The sequence below is a fragment of the Pseudarthrobacter sp. NPDC058329 genome (assembly GCF_042879835.1).
Classification (GTDB): domain Bacteria; phylum Actinomycetota; class Actinomycetes; order Actinomycetales; family Micrococcaceae; genus Arthrobacter.
The window spans coordinates 141,973-156,827 of the sequence record NZ_JBHVZR010000002.1 but is presented as its reverse complement, the minus strand read 5'-3'; the positions used below and the strand labels follow the sequence as shown (position 1 = coordinate 156,827).

12 protein-coding genes and 1 pseudogene are annotated in these 14,855 nt (G+C 65.3%); 3 read left to right on the top strand and 10 right to left on the bottom strand.

Annotated features, from left to right (window positions below; translation table 11 throughout):
* Positions 1-2 precede the first annotated feature (2 nt).
* From gcl to ACFVYC_RS05140, 5 genes are all read right to left on the bottom strand, one after another.
* The gene (gene gcl / locus ACFVYC_RS05160) at positions 3-1,781 is read right to left on the bottom strand and encodes a glyoxylate carboligase (protein ID WP_387547470.1); all 1,779 of its coding nucleotides are present in this window, start codon (positions 1,779-1,781) and stop codon (positions 3-5) included.
* Positions 1,782-1,913: 132 nt separating this feature from the next.
* A complete protein-coding gene (locus tag ACFVYC_RS05155) occupies positions 1,914-2,792 on the bottom strand; it encodes a 2-hydroxy-3-oxopropionate reductase (protein WP_387547467.1) in 879 nt (292 codons plus the stop codon).
* Between the two features lie 125 nt (positions 2,793-2,917).
* The gene (locus tag ACFVYC_RS05150; RefSeq protein ID WP_387547464.1) at positions 2,918-3,718 is read right to left on the bottom strand and encodes a hydroxypyruvate isomerase family protein; all 801 of its coding nucleotides are present in this window, start codon (positions 3,716-3,718) and stop codon (positions 2,918-2,920) included.
* A gap of 154 nt (positions 3,719-3,872) precedes the next feature.
* On the bottom strand, positions 3,873-4,991 hold the full coding sequence (locus tag ACFVYC_RS05145; RefSeq protein ID WP_387547461.1) for an aminotransferase class V-fold PLP-dependent enzyme: 1,119 nt from the start codon (positions 4,989-4,991) through the stop codon (positions 3,873-3,875).
* A gap of 107 nt (positions 4,992-5,098) precedes the next feature.
* Complete coding sequence (locus ACFVYC_RS05140; RefSeq protein WP_387547458.1) at positions 5,099-5,587, bottom strand: hypothetical protein; 489 nt, start codon at positions 5,585-5,587, stop codon at positions 5,099-5,101.
* A 456-nt stretch (positions 5,588-6,043) separates the two neighbouring features.
* Between ACFVYC_RS05140 and ACFVYC_RS05135 the strand changes: the two genes are divergently transcribed.
* Positions 6,044-6,442: a cupin domain-containing protein gene (locus ACFVYC_RS05135; protein WP_387547455.1), complete on the top strand. Its 399-nt coding sequence runs from the start codon at positions 6,044-6,046 to the stop codon at positions 6,440-6,442.
* 36 nt (positions 6,443-6,478) lie between these two features.
* On the opposite strand, the gene glgX is transcribed toward ACFVYC_RS05135, so the two are convergent.
* Positions 6,479-8,677, bottom strand: coding sequence for a glycogen debranching protein GlgX (gene glgX, locus ACFVYC_RS05130; protein ID WP_387547453.1), 2,199 nt, complete (start codon positions 8,675-8,677; stop codon positions 6,479-6,481).
* A 128-nt stretch (positions 8,678-8,805) separates the two neighbouring features.
* On the opposite strand from glgX, the gene ACFVYC_RS05125 reads away from it, so the two are divergent.
* Positions 8,806-9,105: a putative quinol monooxygenase gene (locus tag ACFVYC_RS05125; RefSeq protein WP_387547451.1), complete on the top strand. Its 300-nt coding sequence runs from the start codon at positions 8,806-8,808 to the stop codon at positions 9,103-9,105.
* Between the two features lie 107 nt (positions 9,106-9,212).
* Positions 9,213-10,115, top strand: a complete 903-nt coding sequence (locus ACFVYC_RS05120) for a Rieske 2Fe-2S domain-containing protein (RefSeq protein ID WP_387547448.1) — start codon at positions 9,213-9,215, stop codon at positions 10,113-10,115.
* 175 nt (positions 10,116-10,290) lie between these two features.
* Here ACFVYC_RS05120 and ACFVYC_RS05115 read toward each other — a convergent pair.
* From ACFVYC_RS05115 to nagB, 4 genes and pseudogenes are all read right to left on the bottom strand, one after another.
* A pseudogene (locus tag ACFVYC_RS05115) lies at positions 10,291-11,908 on the bottom strand (HNH endonuclease).
* A 137-nt stretch (positions 11,909-12,045) separates the two neighbouring features.
* Complete coding sequence (locus ACFVYC_RS05110; RefSeq protein ID WP_387547446.1) at positions 12,046-13,305, bottom strand: N-acetylglucosamine-6-phosphate deacetylase; 1,260 nt, start codon at positions 13,303-13,305, stop codon at positions 12,046-12,048.
* A gap of 6 nt (positions 13,306-13,311) precedes the next feature.
* Positions 13,312-14,037, bottom strand: coding sequence for a copper homeostasis protein CutC (locus ACFVYC_RS05105; protein WP_387547443.1), 726 nt, complete (start codon positions 14,035-14,037; stop codon positions 13,312-13,314).
* Positions 14,038-14,054: 17 nt separating this feature from the next.
* A complete protein-coding gene (gene nagB, locus ACFVYC_RS05100; protein ID WP_387547440.1) occupies positions 14,055-14,834 on the bottom strand; it encodes a glucosamine-6-phosphate deaminase in 780 nt (259 codons plus the stop codon).
* Positions 14,835-14,855: the final 21 nt, after the last annotated feature.

The window sequence follows — 14,855 nt, the reverse complement described above, 5'->3', positions numbered from 1 at the left end:
GTTCAGGCCTGCAGGGCCAGGATGGCTGTGGGGGCGTCTGCGGCGGTTTCCGCCAGCTCCTCGAACTCGTTCACGGCGTTGATTTCCACACCCATGGAGATGTTGGTGATCTTTTCCAGAATCACTTCCACCACCACGGGAACCTGGAACTCGCCCATGAGTGCCTTGGCTTTGTCGAAGGCTGCGGCGAGGTCGTTGGGGTCCTCCACGCGGACGGCCTTGCAGCCCAGGCCTTCGGCCACCTTGAGGTGGTCCACGCCGTAGCCGTTGGTTTCGGGGGAGTTGATGTTGTCAAACGCCAGGGACACGTTCTGCTCCATGTTGAACCCGCGCTGGGACTGGCGGATCAGGCCCAGGTAGGAGTTGTTCACCACCACGTGGATGTACGGGAGGTTGAACTGGGCGCCCACTGCCAGTTCCTCGATCATGAACTGGAAGTCGTAGTCACCGGAGAGGGCCACCACGGTCTGCTCCGGGTTGGCGCGGACGACGCCGAGGGCTGCCGGGGCGGTCCAGCCCAGCGGGCCTGCCTGGCCGGCGTTGATCCACTTGCGCGGGCCGAAGACGTGCAGCATCTGCGCGCCGGCGATCTGCGACAGGCCGATGGTGGACACGTAGGTGGTGTCGCGGCCGAAGGACTTGTTCATGTCCTCATACACGCGCTGCGGCTTGATGGGGATGTTCTCGAAGTGGGTCTTCCGGTGCAGGGAGCCCTTGCGGTCCTGGCACTCGGCAACCCAGGCGCTGTAGTCCGGCAGGGTCCCTGCCGCCTTGCGCTCCTTGGCGAGCTCAACCAGCCCGGCCAGCGCCGCACCGGCGTCGGACGCTATGCCCAGGTCCGGCGAGAACACGCGGCCGATCTGCGTGGGCTCGATGTCGATGTGCACAAACTTCCGGCCGGCGGTGTAGGTCTCGAGGCCGCCGGTGTGGCGGTTGGCCCAGCGGTTGCCGATGCCGATCACGAAGTCGCTCTGCAGGTAGTTTTCGTTGCCGTAGCGGTGCGAGGTCTGCAGGCCCACCATGCCGGCCATCAGACGGTGGTCATCCGGGATGGTGCCCCAGCCCATCAGGGTGGGGATCACGGGGATGTTCAGGGTCTCGGCCAGTTCCACCAGCTGGGCTGAGGCGCCGGCGTTGATGATGCCGCCGCCGGCCACGATCAGCGGATGCTGGGAGGCGGTCAGCATGTCCAGGGCCTTTTCCAGCTGCTTGCGGGAGGCCTTGGGCCTTTCGACAGGGAGGGGCTCGTAGGTGTCGATATCGAATTCAATTTCGGCGAGCTGCACGTCGATGGGCAGGTCCAGCAGCACGGGGCCGGGGCGGCCGGAGCGCATCAGCTGGAAGGCCTTCTGGAAGGCGCCGGGAACCTGGCCGGGTTCCAGGACGGTCATGGCCATCTTGGTGACGGGCTTGGCGATGGATTCGATGTCCACGGCCTGGAAGTCTTCCTTGTGCAGCTTGGCCACCGGGGCCTGGCCGGTGATGCAGAGCATCGGGATGGAGTCGGCCCAGGCGGCGTAGAGGCCGGTGATCATGTCCGTGCCGGCGGGGCCGGAGGTGCCGATACAGATGCCGATGTTGCCGTCCTTGGCGCGGCTGAAACCGTCGGCCATGTGGCTGGCACCCTCAACGTGGCGGGCCAGCGTGTGGCGGATGCCGCCGTGGGCGCGCATTGCGGAATAGAAGGGGTTGATCGCGGCGCCTGGCAGGCCGAACGCCTCGATGGCGCCTTCCTTTTCCAGGATGGCCACCGCTGCATCAACGGTACGCATCTTGCTCATGGTGTGCTCCTTGTTGTGCCCCTTGGGGGCGAACTCTGGGTGTTTTTGGGTGTGGTGAGGGGACCGCCGTCGTTTTTATGTCCGACGGCGAATGGCCTGCTCGTGTTTCTTACGCGCCTTTGGCGCTTGTGCTTATTTCCTGCCGCTGAGCTGCAGGACCTGCTTGAAGAGTCCGGAGTGGTCCAGGCCGCCGTCGCCCTGGTTGACGGTGGCGGCGACGAGCTGTGCGACGACGGCTCCGAGTGGGACGGCGACGTTGGCTTCGCGGGCGGCGGAGGTGACGATGCCCAGGTCCTTGTGGTGCAGGGCGAGGCGGAAGCCGGGGTCGAAGTTGCGGTCCAGCATCTTCTGGCCCTTCTGGTCAAGGACCTTGGAACCGGCCAGGCCGCCGCCGAGGACCTTGAGGGCTGCGTCGGTGTCCACGCCATAGGCCTCAAGGAAGGCGATCGCCTCGCCGAGGACCTCGATGTTGACCGCGACAATCAGCTGGTTGGCAGCCTTGACGGTCTGGCCGGAGCCGGAGGGGCCCACATGGACGATGGTTTTGCCCACTGCGTTCAGGATGTCCTGCGCTGCTTCGAAGTCTTCCTTGTCACCGCCCACCATGATGGAGAGGACAGCATCGATGGCGCCCTGTTCGCCGCCGGAGACCGGGGCATCCAGCGGGCGGATGCCGGCTTCGCGGGCGTCGTCGGACAGGCGCTTGGCGACGTCGGGACGGATGCTGGAGGCGTCGATCCACAAGGTGCCCTGCTTGGCGTTGGCGAAGACGCCGTCGTTGCCGCTGACTACGCCCTCAACATCGGGGGAGTCCGGCACCATGGTGATGACGACGTCGGCATCCTTGACGGCGTCCGCGATGCTGGTGGCACCTTTGCCGCCCTCGGAGACGAGCTTGTCGATCTTGTCCTGGCTGCGGTTGAAGCCGGTGACCGTGTGGCCGGCCTTGACCAGGTTGATGGCCATGGGCAGGCCCATGATTCCGAGTCCGATAACTGCAACGTTGCTCATGATGGTTCTCTTTCTGAAGTCTTCGGGGTGATTCCTGGTGGACGGACCCAACCAGGTCGCAGTAATTGTCGTTTTGGGGGTTCTAAACGACATCTACTGCCAGTCAGTTGGGCTGGGGGCGGGGATCAGCGGGAGGCGTGTTCGCGGATGGCCCAGCTGAAAGCCGTTTCCTGCGGTTGCTTGTACTCGAGGCCGATGTACCCGTCGTAGCCGAGTTCGCGGCTCCGGGCGATCCACTCGCCGAGCGGAAGGGTGCCGGTGCCGGGGGCGCCGCGGCCAGGGTTGTCGGCGATCTGGATGTGGCCGAAGTCTTTGGCGTGGTTTTCGATGACGGATTCGACGTCGTCGCCGTTGACGGACAGGTGGTAGAAGTCGGCGAGGAGCTTGATGTTCCTGACGCCGGCCTCCGCCTTCACCCGGGCGATGACCTTGAGTGCGTCATCCGCCGTGAGGAGGGGATACCTGGGTGCGCCACTGACGGGTTCGAGGAGGACTGTGCCGCCGATCCGGGCGACGCCTTCCGCTGCTGCCGCGAGGTTCTTGAGCGCCAGTTCGTCCTGCTCTCCGGGCGTGAATTCGTCCTGCCGGTTGCCGTAAAGGGCGTTGAAGGCTTTACAGCCAAGGCGCTCGCCGATACCGGCGACAACATCGATGTTGTCCTTGAACTCGGAGCAGCGTCCCTTCCAGGAGACCAGGCCCCGGTCGCCGCCGGGCATGTTGCCGGCGTTGAAGTTCAGGCCGGTGAGCTGAACGCCGGCGTCCTTGATGGCGTTCTCGAACTTCGTCGTTTCTGCATCCGAGGGGACGGAGCTGTCAAAGGGCCACCAGAACTCGACAGCGTCAAAGCCGGCTGCCTTGGCTGCGGCGGGGCGCTCGAGCAAGGGCAGCTCCGTGAGGAGGATGGAGCAGTTCACTGTGTACGTCATCGTAGGTCCTTCCAAGGAGGGGCTTTGATCTATCTTCCCTCGCTTCTTTGGCACCTTCGCCGTTTCCGCTTTGTGGAATTTAGATTCTGCTTTATGAAAAGTGTAGGGAAGGAAGGGTTGGTGAGTCAAGGGCAGCTGCGGACGGGGCAGTAGTTCACGGATGGGCTATCAGTTGCGCCACCCGATCGAGTTCTTCTTCGAGGTTGTAGAAGTGCACCGCCAGCCGAATCCTGCCTGCCCGGAGTGAGGCCACCACGTTGGCCTCACGAAACCGCTCCATGACCGCTCCTGGATCATCGACCTGGACGGAGACGATGGTGGAGTTGTGATCGTTGGAAATGGGTTCGAAGGATTGGCCGCGCGCCGTAAGCGCGTTCCGGAGGCGAAGGGACAGTTCGGCATTGCGCTCCAGGAGCATGCGGGTGCCGAATTGGCGGAAGATATTTAGTGCGGCCCGGTCCGCCAATGCGGGAAACCACGCCAGCGAGGTGTCGAGCCTGGATGCCGTGGGCGAGAGGTCCATTGCTGGCCCATAAAAGCTTTCTGCCGGCTTTCGGGCTGCCTTCCACCCGGGCCCCACAGGGTGGAAGCTGTCCAGCAGGTCCCGACGGACGTAGAGGTAGCCCATGCCCCGTGAGCCGAGGAGGAACTTGTGGCCCGCCGAGGCGAGGAAGTCCACGCCGGCACCCACGACGTCGAGCGGGACCGCTCCGGCAGCCTGGCAGGCGTCCACAAAGAACCAGGCTCCGGAGGCTGCAGCGACCCGGCCGATGGCATTCAGGTCGGCTCGATAGCCGTTTGCTGAACTGACAGCACTTACCGCGATCAGGCGGGTGCCGCCGTCGGCTGCCGTGCCGAACTCCGCTGCCGACACCCCTTCTCCGGCCGGCGCGATGCTGCGTATTTCGTAGCCGCGCTCGCGGAGCAGAAGCCACGGAAAGTAGTTTGATGCGAACTCATTTTCGGCTACCACGACGCTCTCGCCGCGCACCGCCGTCGGCATGTTGGCGGCAACGATCCCGGCCGCCGCGCTCACCGACGGAACGATCGCAATCTCCCCGGCCGTGGCGCCGATGATTTCGGCGAACATGCCACGGGCATCCTCCCCGTCCTGTTCCGCCTCGGTCCAGTCAAAGCGGCCCGCAGTCCAGCGTTCCACCGCCTGCTCGTACGCTTTCCGGGCTGGAGCACAGCCCACGTTCATGGTGGCCGTATTGAGGTAAATGGTGTTTTCGAGCCCAGGAAACAGTTGACGGATATCGGCAGCCAGCATTGCAACCCCTCAGTACGTGAAGTCCCTGGTGGACGTGGCGCAGGAAAAGAGCCAGGGGCATGTGCCCCTGGCTCCCGTGCGCATGAACGTTCGTGATGTTCTACGCGTTACCGACGGAGTTCCTTAACTTCGCTCTTCTCCCAATGGGTCCAGCCTGACCAGTGCCCTCGTTCGTTCTTCACGCGGAAGGATGTGAGATGGTAGACCTCTTCGGCACCCCTGCGGTCCAGGTTGCGCACGCGGTCAACACTGCGGATGTACCTATGGTCGTTGTGGTGCTTCTTGAAATTTTCCTTGAAGTAGGAACCACCGAGGAAGTCATCGCTGCGCCGCGGGCCACGCTCGTCTTCGTAGCGCAGTTGACGGATCTGGACCGTCTTTTCGCCGTAGCAATGGACCTTGATCCTGAAGTCGACTCTGTTGCCGCGGAGATCGGTAGGCTTCAGCGGGTCGACATTACAGCCGTGCCGGTAGTCGTTATAGGCCGTGGCCGGGGCAGCTATTGCTACGGAACCCCCGAGCAGGCCCAATGTGAGAACCGGAACCAGGGCGATCTTTGCCTTGATTGAGCGGGTTCTTGTTGTAGAGATGGACATTTCTTTGCTCCTGTAGGATGCGTTTTCACCATTTTTTGTGGGGTGCGATTCCCTTTTTTGGACAGCCTGAAACCGGCGCGACTGAGCATTCGTCGCGATTGATCAGTGTGGCGGCCGCAGCCTGCCCGTCCCATTTTCAAGCAGCACGCCCGGTTGAGCGGGCGGCGTGACTCCGGGCTCGTTCTGATTGGGGCCCGGTTAGTAATATGTTGCGCCTGCAATTTGGTCTGACGCTAGGGCCAAAACTACCCTTCTTGCCGGGGTATCCCCCCTTTGACTTCAGATGCGGTAGGGCTACGGTTATAGGTACGCCAGCAGCGTTGGCGAACGCGTGTGCGCCGGGGGCAAAGGCGCAAACGGCTATAGGTCTCGATACTCTTAACCGCTCGTCGGTATCCGAACCCATCGTCTGGTTCGCGGCCAGGCGTCCCGTCACGATCCCTAGGCTGTGTCCGAATGACCGCAAATTTCATCAGAGCCCTGGCAGTTAAATCGTTTGATGTTCCTGACAGGAAGCGCTGCCCGGACAAGGCGGAGTTCGACCTTGTGACCGTGGATGATCATTCCGTGGCACGGCTGATCCTGGCGCCGGGCTGGCGCTGGTCCGAGTTTGCCAAGCCCGCTGAGCTGACGGCCTTCTGCGAGCACCACCACCTGGGTTACTGCATCTCAGGGCAGCTGGACATTGAAATGGCCGACGGCGGGCGGTCCACCATCCGCGCGAACGACACCTATGCGCTCCCACCCGGCCACGACGAATGGGTGGTGGGGGACCAGCCGTTCGTCGCCGTCGAATTCCTCGGCGCCGCCTCGTTCGGCAGGCCGCGAAGCCACGGGATGCACGCGCTGATCTGAAGCATTGTGGGTTGAGCCGGCCAGGCCTGGCATGGTTCACGGCAGCTCCTTCGCCTGCGGCAAAACGGCGGGCTCCGGGGTAGCCAGCAATGCCAGCGAGGCCGAAACGGAGTGGTCGGGCTTCTCCGGCGGGCTGGTGTAGGACCGAAGCACCAGCAGGGACTTGCCTGCCAGTTCCACGGTGTTACCGGCATGGAGGAAACCGGTGTCCGCGTGTTCACCCGCAGTATCGATGAGCTGTTCCCAACTGGCAGAGTACTCGGCACTGGGCAGGGTGAAGACCACCGGCTCATCCCCGGAGTTGCAGTACAGCAGGAAGTTTTGGTCGTGGATCACGCGGCCCCGGTGGTCCTTGCCCACGCCGACCCCGTTGTAGAACACACCGAGGGCCCGCGCCAGGGGGTTGTCCCAGTCTTCGGGAACCATGGCCGAAGCGTCCTTGTCCAGCCAGACGATATCCGGCAGTGGCTGCCCCACACCACGCAGGACGGGCTTGCCTTCAAAGAATCTGTTGCGGCGGAAGGTGGGGTGCTCCCGGCGCAACCTGGTGACCGCGGCAAGGAACTCCATCAGGGGCTGGTCCGCTTCGTTCCAGTTGATCCACGCGAGGGGCGAGTCTTGGCAGTAGGCATTGTTGTTCCCCTGCTGGCTGCGGCCCAGTTCGTCGCCGTGCAGCACCATGGGGACGCCCTGGGATAAGAGGAGCGTGGCCAGGAAGTTGCGCTGCTGGCGGGCACGCAGCGCAAGGACATCACTGTCGGTGGTGGGCCCTTCCACGCCGCAGTTCCATGAGCGGTTGTGGGACTCGCCGTCGTTGTTGTTCTCCCCGTTGGCTTCGTTGTGCTTGGCGTTGTACGAAACCAGGTCGCGCATGGTGAACCCGTCGTGGGCAGTGACGAAGTTGATGGACGCTACGGGCCGCCGTCCTGAACTTTCGTAAAGGTCGGAGGAGCCGGCCAGGCGGGAGGCAAATTCCCCCAGCGTGGCCGGTGCGCCGCGCCAAAAGTCGCGGACGGCGTCGCGGTACTTTCCGTTCCATTCCGTCCAGAGGGGCGGAAAGTTGCCCACCTGGTACCCGCCCGGACCAACATCCCACGGCTCAGCGATGAGCTTCACCTGGGACACCACGGGATCCTGCTGGACAAGGTCAAAGAAGCTCGACAGCCGGTCCACCTCGTAAAACTCCCGCGCCAGGGCGGACGCGAGGTCGAAGCGGAACCCGTCCACATGCATTTCCAGCACCCAGTACCGCAGCGAATCCATCATCAGCTGCAGGGCGTGCGGGTGGCGGACGTTGAGGGTGTTGCCGGTGCCCGTGTAATCCAGGTAATGCTGCTTCTGGTGGTCAACCAGCCGGTAGTACGCCTGGTTGTCGATGCCCTTGAAGGAGAGGGTGGGGCCGAGGTGGTTCCCTTCCGCCGTGTGGTTGTAGACGACGTCGAGAATCACCTCGATGCCGGCGGCGTGCAGGGAGCGGACCATCGCCTTGAATTCCTGCACCTGCTGCCCCGGCCGGGTGCTGGAACTGTAGCTCTCGTGGGGCGCGAAGAAGCCGATGGTGTTGTAGCCCCAATAATTGCTCAGCCCCTTGTCCTTCAGCGTGCTGTCCTGGACGAACTGGTGGACAGGCATCAGCTCGATCGCCGTCACACCAAGCTTCTGCATGTGCTCGATGATGGCCGGGTGGGCGATGCCCGCGTACGTGCCGCGTTCCCGCTCCGGCACCTCCGGATGGGTCATCGTCAGGCCCTTGACATGGGCTTCGTAGATCAGGCTGTCGCTATAGGGAATTCGCGGCGGGCGGTCATGCTGCCAGTCAAAGAACGGGCTGATCACCACCGATCTTATGGTGTTGGGGGCAGAGTCTTCGGTGTTGAAAGAGGCGGGATCGCCGAAATTGTAGGAGAACATGGGCTGGCCCCAGGTGATCTCGCCGCTGGTTGCCTTGGCGTAGGGGTCCAGCAGCAGCTTGTGCGGATTGAAGCGGAGGCCGCCCGCAGGATCGTAGGGGCCCTCCATCCGGTACCCGTACAGCTGGCCGGGCAGGACATGCGGGAGATAGCAGTGCCAGACGAAGGCGTCCACGGCTTCCAGATTGATCCGCTGTTCCGCGCCGTCCTCATCGAAGAGGCACAGCTGGACGGCGCTCGCCGCCTCGCTGAACACCGCGAAGTTCGTGCCGCTGCCGTCATAAGTGGCGCCCAGCGGATAGGGGCTCCCCGTCCAGACTTCCATGCCTGCCTCCCAATCCGAAGAACACCATCGAACCATATGGGTTCCAGTTCTTCGGGAAAGGCGGGCAGGCGTACGACGGCGGGCCTTGCCTTCGCAGTTCTGTCACCACCGTGCTGCACACTGTCTCCATGACCTTTGCGAATGTGGGAAGTCTCGGAACCAAGCCCGGCCGGCGCGACGCCGTCGTGTCCATCCTGCTCCGGCCCATGGACGGGCTGAAGGAGGCCGGCTGCCTGCTGTACGAAGTGGGCGTCAATGATGCTGCGCCGGACACTGTGTTTGTGTCCGAGTTGTGGGAGTCGCCGGAAGCGCACCAGGCCTCGCTGCAGCTGGACAGCGTTCGCGCAGCCATCGCCGAGGCGATGCCGCTCCTTTCGGGCGAGATGGCCGGCAACCAGTTCACGGTGCTCGGGTCCCCGCTCCGCTAACGCGCTCCCGCCGGCACCCCTGTCTCTTCCGCCCGCCAGCAGCTAGGCTGACCGGCATCGACTGGACACTAACGTCTGCACACTGACGGACGGGGTAAGGGAGACACTTGAAACCGCTGCCTGCACTTGAGCTTGTTACCCGCCTGGAAGATGCCGAGTGGCTGGATCCTGTGGCGAAAAAGGTCCGGAAGGTAGTAAAGCGGACGGTCCGCCCGCGGTGGGCCCGCGACATCTTGCACGGGGTGCCTATAGGCCACCCGGTGCATCCGCTGGCGGTCCAGGTTCCGATGGGATCGTGGATCTCCGCGGCCATCCTGGATGCGTTTCCCGGCAACAATCGGGCTGCCACCGTACTGGTCGGTGTCGGAGCTGCATCCGCGGTGCCGTCCGCGGTGGCCGGTTTTATGGACTGGTCGCAGCTGCACCCTCAGCAGCAGCGGGTGGGTCTGGTCCACGCCGCCGCCAACATCACTGCGGTGAGCCTTTATACGGCGTCGCTGGTGGCGCGGACAAACAAGCAGCAGGGCGCAGGCAAGGTCCTCGCGTTTTTGGGTCTCGGAGCTGTCAGTCTTGGCGGCTTCCTGGGCGGCCACCTCAGCTACCGGCAGGCCGCGGGCGTCAACCACAGCGAGGACATCCCGCACCGGTTCCCGAGCGGATGGCAGGCCCTTGCGCCGTTGGAGGACCTACCGGAAGGGAAGCTCCACAAACGCGCTGTGGCAGGGCTTCCGCTGGTGGTGTTCCGGGAGGCGGACACCGTGAACGTGCTGTCCGATGTCTGCAGCCACCTGTCCGGTCCGCTGCACGAGGGCAAGCTTAAGGGCGCGAGTCTGAGCGGTGGGCTAACAGGCGATGGCGGCGAACCCTGCGTGGTATGCCCGTGGCATGGCAGCACCTTCTCGCTGCGGTCCGGCGAAGTGCAGGCAGGGCCAGCCACGGCCCGGCAGCCCCGGTTCGAGACACGTGTCACCGGCGGGCTCGTGGAGGTGAACCTCCCCGGCGCAGGCTGAGCTTCTTGGCGGCGGCGCACCCCAGCTAACCAAGCGGCGGCACAGCACCTCGCCCAACCACGCGGCGGCGCACCTCACCCAACCAAACGGGCGCACCTTAGCTGACCAAGTGGCGGCGTGCTTCAGCTACCCAGGCGGCGGCACAGCACCTCGCCCAACCACGCGGCGGCGCGCTTCAGCCGGTTAGCAGGTTAGTGAGGGCGTCTTCGAAGGGGCTTTTCTTCGATGGCAGGGACCTTGGTGTTTCCGCTGGCAAGGACCCGGGTGGCCAGTGGGGTGGTTCCCAGTGGTGGTGTTCGGTTTTGTAGTGTCTGCCGGTGGGTGAGGTCCAGCCGGGTGGTTGGTCTTTGGTGGCCGTGGTTGGGGTCCAGGGGCTGTTGTGTTTGAGGTGGTGGTGTTTGGGGCAGAGCTGGGCCAGGTTGCTGATGCCGGTGGTCCCGCCGTGTTGCCAGGCTTTGAGGTGGTCGGTGTCGTTGTCGGGGGAGTGGTTGTTGCAGCCGGGGAAGGTGCATTTTCCGTCGCGGAGCCGGAGTGCTTTTTTCATGGCTGGGGTGAGGCGGTAGTTGGTGCGGCCGATTTCCAGTGGGGCGCCGTCGCGGGGGTCGACGAGGACCCGGTAGAAGGAGCTTGCGCCGTCGGCGACGAGTTTCCTGGCCATGGAGGCCGGGATCGGGCCGTAGCCGTCGAGGTTGGCGGGTTCGTCGGTCAGGCCGAGCAGGGCGAACACCGGGACGGTGACGAGAACATCGGCCTTGGGCACCGGGACCTGTCCCAGGGTTGCAATCCCGTCGTTAGCCGGGGCTCCGTTGGCCGCCGCCCTCTCTGCGGTGTCACGTTCTGCAGTGCCCGTTTCTGCAGCGTCACGTTCTGCAGTGCCCGTTTCTGCAGCGTCACGTTCTGCAGTGCCCGTTTCTGCAGTCACGTTCTGCAGTGTCCGTTTCTGCAGGTGCACCTAGGCCCGTGTCCGCGTGGCGGGCGCTTCCTGCGGCGGGTGCGCTAAGGAGGAGCCTGGCGGCGATGTCGGGGCGTAGTTGGGTCATGGTCCGGGGCTCGTCCGGGCCTTGGAGGCCGCGGGCGAGGGCGGTGGTGCGGTTCCAGATGGCGCAGGCGGTGTCGCCGGGCAGGTGGAGCGAGATCCAGGCCATGCCGTCGCGGTCCGGGGTGTATTCCATCCGCCGGTCGGCGGCGCTTTTGGTGTGGCGTTTCTCAAGGGTGTCGGGGTGGTGGCGTTCGCGCCAGGTGCGGACTTTGGCGCGGAACCGGGACGGGACGAGTTCCCCGGCCGCGGCTCCGCGGGCCGGGCGGGGTGCGTCCGGGTCGAAAAAGTGCGCCACCAGGGCCGCGGCGCCGGCGGGGCCGAGGCCTTCAGTTTCGTCGGCGATGATCCGGGCGTGCTGCCAGGAGATGGCCCCGGCCGACAGGGCGGCCACGGCCAGAGGCAGTGCGCAGAGTTGACGGGCCTGGCTGACGAGCGCCCCAGCAGCGGGGTAGCTGATGGTGAGGACCCCGGCGATTTCCTCGACCGCTGACATCTCGGCATAGGTGCGCTCATGCACGGGCGCGTCCGGTGGGGTGATGGCGTGCTGGATGCCGAGGGCCTCTGCCGCGTCCTGGGCTTTGACCGCGGCGAGCTGCGCTTCCAACTGCTTCACCGCCGCCATCCGCTCCAGGCGGATCTCGTACTGGCGCTGCAGCACATCAACATCAGCACCGTCGCCGGCACCGGAATCCAGGGCGGCCTCTTCGAGGAACAGCACATCGAGGCCCGCAACAGAAGCATGAATGCCCTCCATCGCTGCCGGTCCGCCTCCGCCTTTTCTCATACCAACATCATCCATCGAGACACTGACAATTCGTGCGGGGCCGGTCGAAACGGCGGACCTGGGCGGCCGTTCTGCGCTGCCGCCATCCATGCAACCCACACGGACCACTACAGCCCCGTCACCCACTCACCCCGGCGCAGGACTCCCGCCAGATTCAGATCGAGGTCCACCACAACAACGTCGGCCAACATCCCGGCCCGCAAATCCCCCGTTTGCCGCGACAGTCCCAGAACCGACGCCGGGACCGCACTCGCAGACGCGACCGCGTCCCGCAGGGAAACACCGGCGGCAACGGTTGACCGGACAACGTCCAGGAGGGTGGCCGTTCCGCCAGCGATTGCGCCCGTGCTGTCCACGCGGGCCACCCCGCCATCGACGGTCACGGCCAACGTGCCCAGCTTGTAGTGGCCGTCCCTCAACCCGGTAGCAGCCATGGAGTCCGTCACCAGGGCTATATTGTCCGCCCCGACGAGTTCGAACACAGTGTTCACGGTCTCAGGGGCGAGGTGGACGCCGTCGGCAATGAGCTCGACGACGGCGTTCCCGGCGCGTGCGGCACTGAGGCAGGCGGAGACGGGGCCGGGGGAGCGGTGGTGCAGGCCGGGCATCGCATTGAAGAGATGGGTGACCGTTGGACGCCGCGCCTCGCGCGCGCCGCCCGCTGGGTGGGGTGCTGCGGACAGCCCGGCGGCTGCCCGCGCCAGGAACGAATCGGCGGCCGGGTGATCTGCTGCGGTGTGGCCCAGCGATGGGATGACCCCGCGGGCAGCCAGCAGGTCCGCCAGCCCGTTGGCGCCGGGAAGTTCGGCGGCCAGGGTCATGGAGGCCAGAGTCGTGGACGCCGGGGACGAACCTGCGGCTTCCAGCAGTTCGTTCATCAGTCCAGCGTCGGGGTCCAGCAGCAAGGCGGGGTCATGGGCGCCGCACTGCCCGGGAGAGAGGAAGGGGCCTTCCAGATGGGACCCGGCAATAAGTCCCTCCTCAGCCACCGACCGCAGCGCCTTGAGGTTCCGGATGAGGTCCGCCGGGGCTCCCGTGACCAAACTTGCCAGCAGCGTGGTGGTGCCGCGGCTGTGTAGATAGCGGGCTGCAGCGCGGGCGCCTTCCTCCGAGCCCTCGGAAAAATCTGAGCCATGGGCGCCGTGGCAGTGCAGGTCCACCAAACCCGGCATCAGGATGCGGCCGCGCGCGTCGGGGGAACTCAGGTCCCCTGCGCTGCCGGGGTCGCCGCGAAGGCTGGTCTCCCCCGGAAAGTCCGACGCCGGCCCGGCGTAGGTGATGTGCCCGCCGTCGACCGCCAGCAGGCCATCCTCGATGTCCATGCTCCCGGACAGGATACGGCCCCGAAGAATCAGTTCCCCGCTCATGCCTCGTCAGCCTCCTGCTGCCAGCGCCGCAGCCATTCCGGCTGCGAGTAAGGGATCGGCGGCACTCGTCCGGGTCCCGGTGGAATGGTTGTGGTTCCGCGCGGAGGTGTGCACGGCATGAACTCCGCTGCGGACCAGGGCGGACATCAGTTCCAGCCGGACTCCGCCTCCGGCCATGATCTGTAACTGCGGCGCGTGGTCACGGCCCAGCTCCACCAACCGCGCCAGCATCGGCAGTCCGGCGGTGCAGTCCGGGCTGCCGCCACTTGTGAGTACGCGGTTGACCCCGGCGCGTTCAAGCCGGATTAAGGCCTCAGCGGGGTCCACCCCCGCGGCCAGCGCCGCGTCGAAGGCCCGGTGGAACGTCACCTCTGCGGCCGGACTGTGGCTGCGTGCCGCCTCCGCAACCCGGAGGAGCGCTGCAACGTCAGGTCCGCCGTCGTCCGCCAACATCCCCACCACCACACCGGCGGCGCCGGCACCCAGGGCCGCAACAACGTCGCCCTCCAGCACCTCAAGCTCCTCGGCGTTATAGGTGAAGCTGCCGGGGCGCGGGCGGACCAGCACGTGGACCGGAAGGCCCACCCGGCATGCCTGTTCGACGGCGGCGATGCTCGGCGTGATCCCGTCCGTCTCCGCGAGGGCGGCGCAAAGTTCCACCCGCACGGCACCCACGGCGGCCGCGAGCCGCACGCCCTCGGCGCTTTCCACTGCCAGCTCAAGCTGTGGCATCTGGAACCGATGCCCGCTCAAAGTCCCTGCCACGCTGGTTTGCGCCCGAAGGTGTCCTGATAGTACTCGCGGTGCGCCAACTTGGACGCCGCGGCCTCATCCACCAGGACGGTGACGTGCGGATGGAGTTGGAGCGCGGAGGCCGGGCAGACTGACGCCACTGGACCTTCCACGGCTGCCGCAATCGCCTCTGCCTTGGCCTCACCCATGGCCAGCAACAGAAGGTGCCGGGCTTCCCGGATGGTGCCCAGACCCTGGGTCAGCACATGGTCCGGAACGTCCCCCGGATCCTCGAAAAATCGGGCGTTGTCCTGCCGTGTCTGCTGGGTCAACGTCTTGATCCGGGTCCGGGAGGCCAGCGAGGACATCGGCTCGTTGAAACCGATGTGGCCATCAGTTCCAATCCCCAAAATCTGGAGGTCCACCCCGCCTGCTGCTGCAATGGAGGCCTCGTACCTGCCTGCTTCAGCTTCGAGGTCCGTCGCCACACCGTCCAGGCCGTGGACTGCGCCCGGTGTGAAGTCCACGCTGTCCACGAATTCGTCCCGGATCACCGAATGGTAGGACTGCGGATGTCCGCTGGGCAGGCCCACGTACTCATCGAGGAGGAAGGCCTGCGCTCCGGCGAAACTCAGTCCGCCGTTGCGGTGGCGCTCGATGAGTTCCTTATAGGTGCCAAGGGGCGTGGACCCAGTGGCCAGCCCAAGGACAGACGGGCCGCTGCGGACCTGCTGCTCGATGACATCAGCAGCCGTGCGGGCTACGTCCGCAGGAGCGGGAAGGATCACGATTTCCATGGTGTTCGGGTGCTTTCGGTT

Coding starts and splice junctions, on each gene's coding strand:
- ACFVYC_RS05135 (WP_387547455.1), top strand. CDS start 6,044: ATGACCGCAAATTTCATCAGAGCCCTGGCAGTTAAATCGTTTGATGTT.
- ACFVYC_RS05125 (WP_387547451.1), top strand. CDS start 8,806: ATGACCTTTGCGAATGTGGGAAGTCTCGGAACCAAGCCCGGCCGGCGC.
- ACFVYC_RS05105 (WP_387547443.1), bottom strand. CDS start 14,037: ATGCCACAGCTTGAGCTGGCAGTGGAAAGCGCCGAGGGCGTGCGGCTC.
- glgX (WP_387547453.1), bottom strand. CDS start 8,677: ATGGAAGTCTGGACGGGGAGCCCCTATCCGCTGGGCGCCACTTATGAC.
- nagB (WP_387547440.1), bottom strand. CDS start 14,834: ATGGAAATCGTGATCCTTCCCGCTCCTGCGGACGTAGCCCGCACGGCT.
- ACFVYC_RS05140 (WP_387547458.1), bottom strand. CDS start 5,587: ATGTCCATCTCTACAACAAGAACCCGCTCAATCAAGGCAAAGATCGCC.
- ACFVYC_RS05145 (WP_387547461.1), bottom strand. CDS start 4,991: ATGCTGGCTGCCGATATCCGTCAACTGTTTCCTGGGCTCGAAAACACC.
- ACFVYC_RS05150 (WP_387547464.1), bottom strand. CDS start 3,718: ATGACGTACACAGTGAACTGCTCCATCCTCCTCACGGAGCTGCCCTTG.
- gcl (WP_387547470.1), bottom strand. CDS start 1,781: ATGAGCAAGATGCGTACCGTTGATGCAGCGGTGGCCATCCTGGAAAAG.
- ACFVYC_RS05110 (WP_387547446.1), bottom strand. CDS start 13,305: ATGAGCGGGGAACTGATTCTTCGGGGCCGTATCCTGTCCGGGAGCATG.
- ACFVYC_RS05155 (WP_387547467.1), bottom strand. CDS start 2,792: ATGAGCAACGTTGCAGTTATCGGACTCGGAATCATGGGCCTGCCCATG.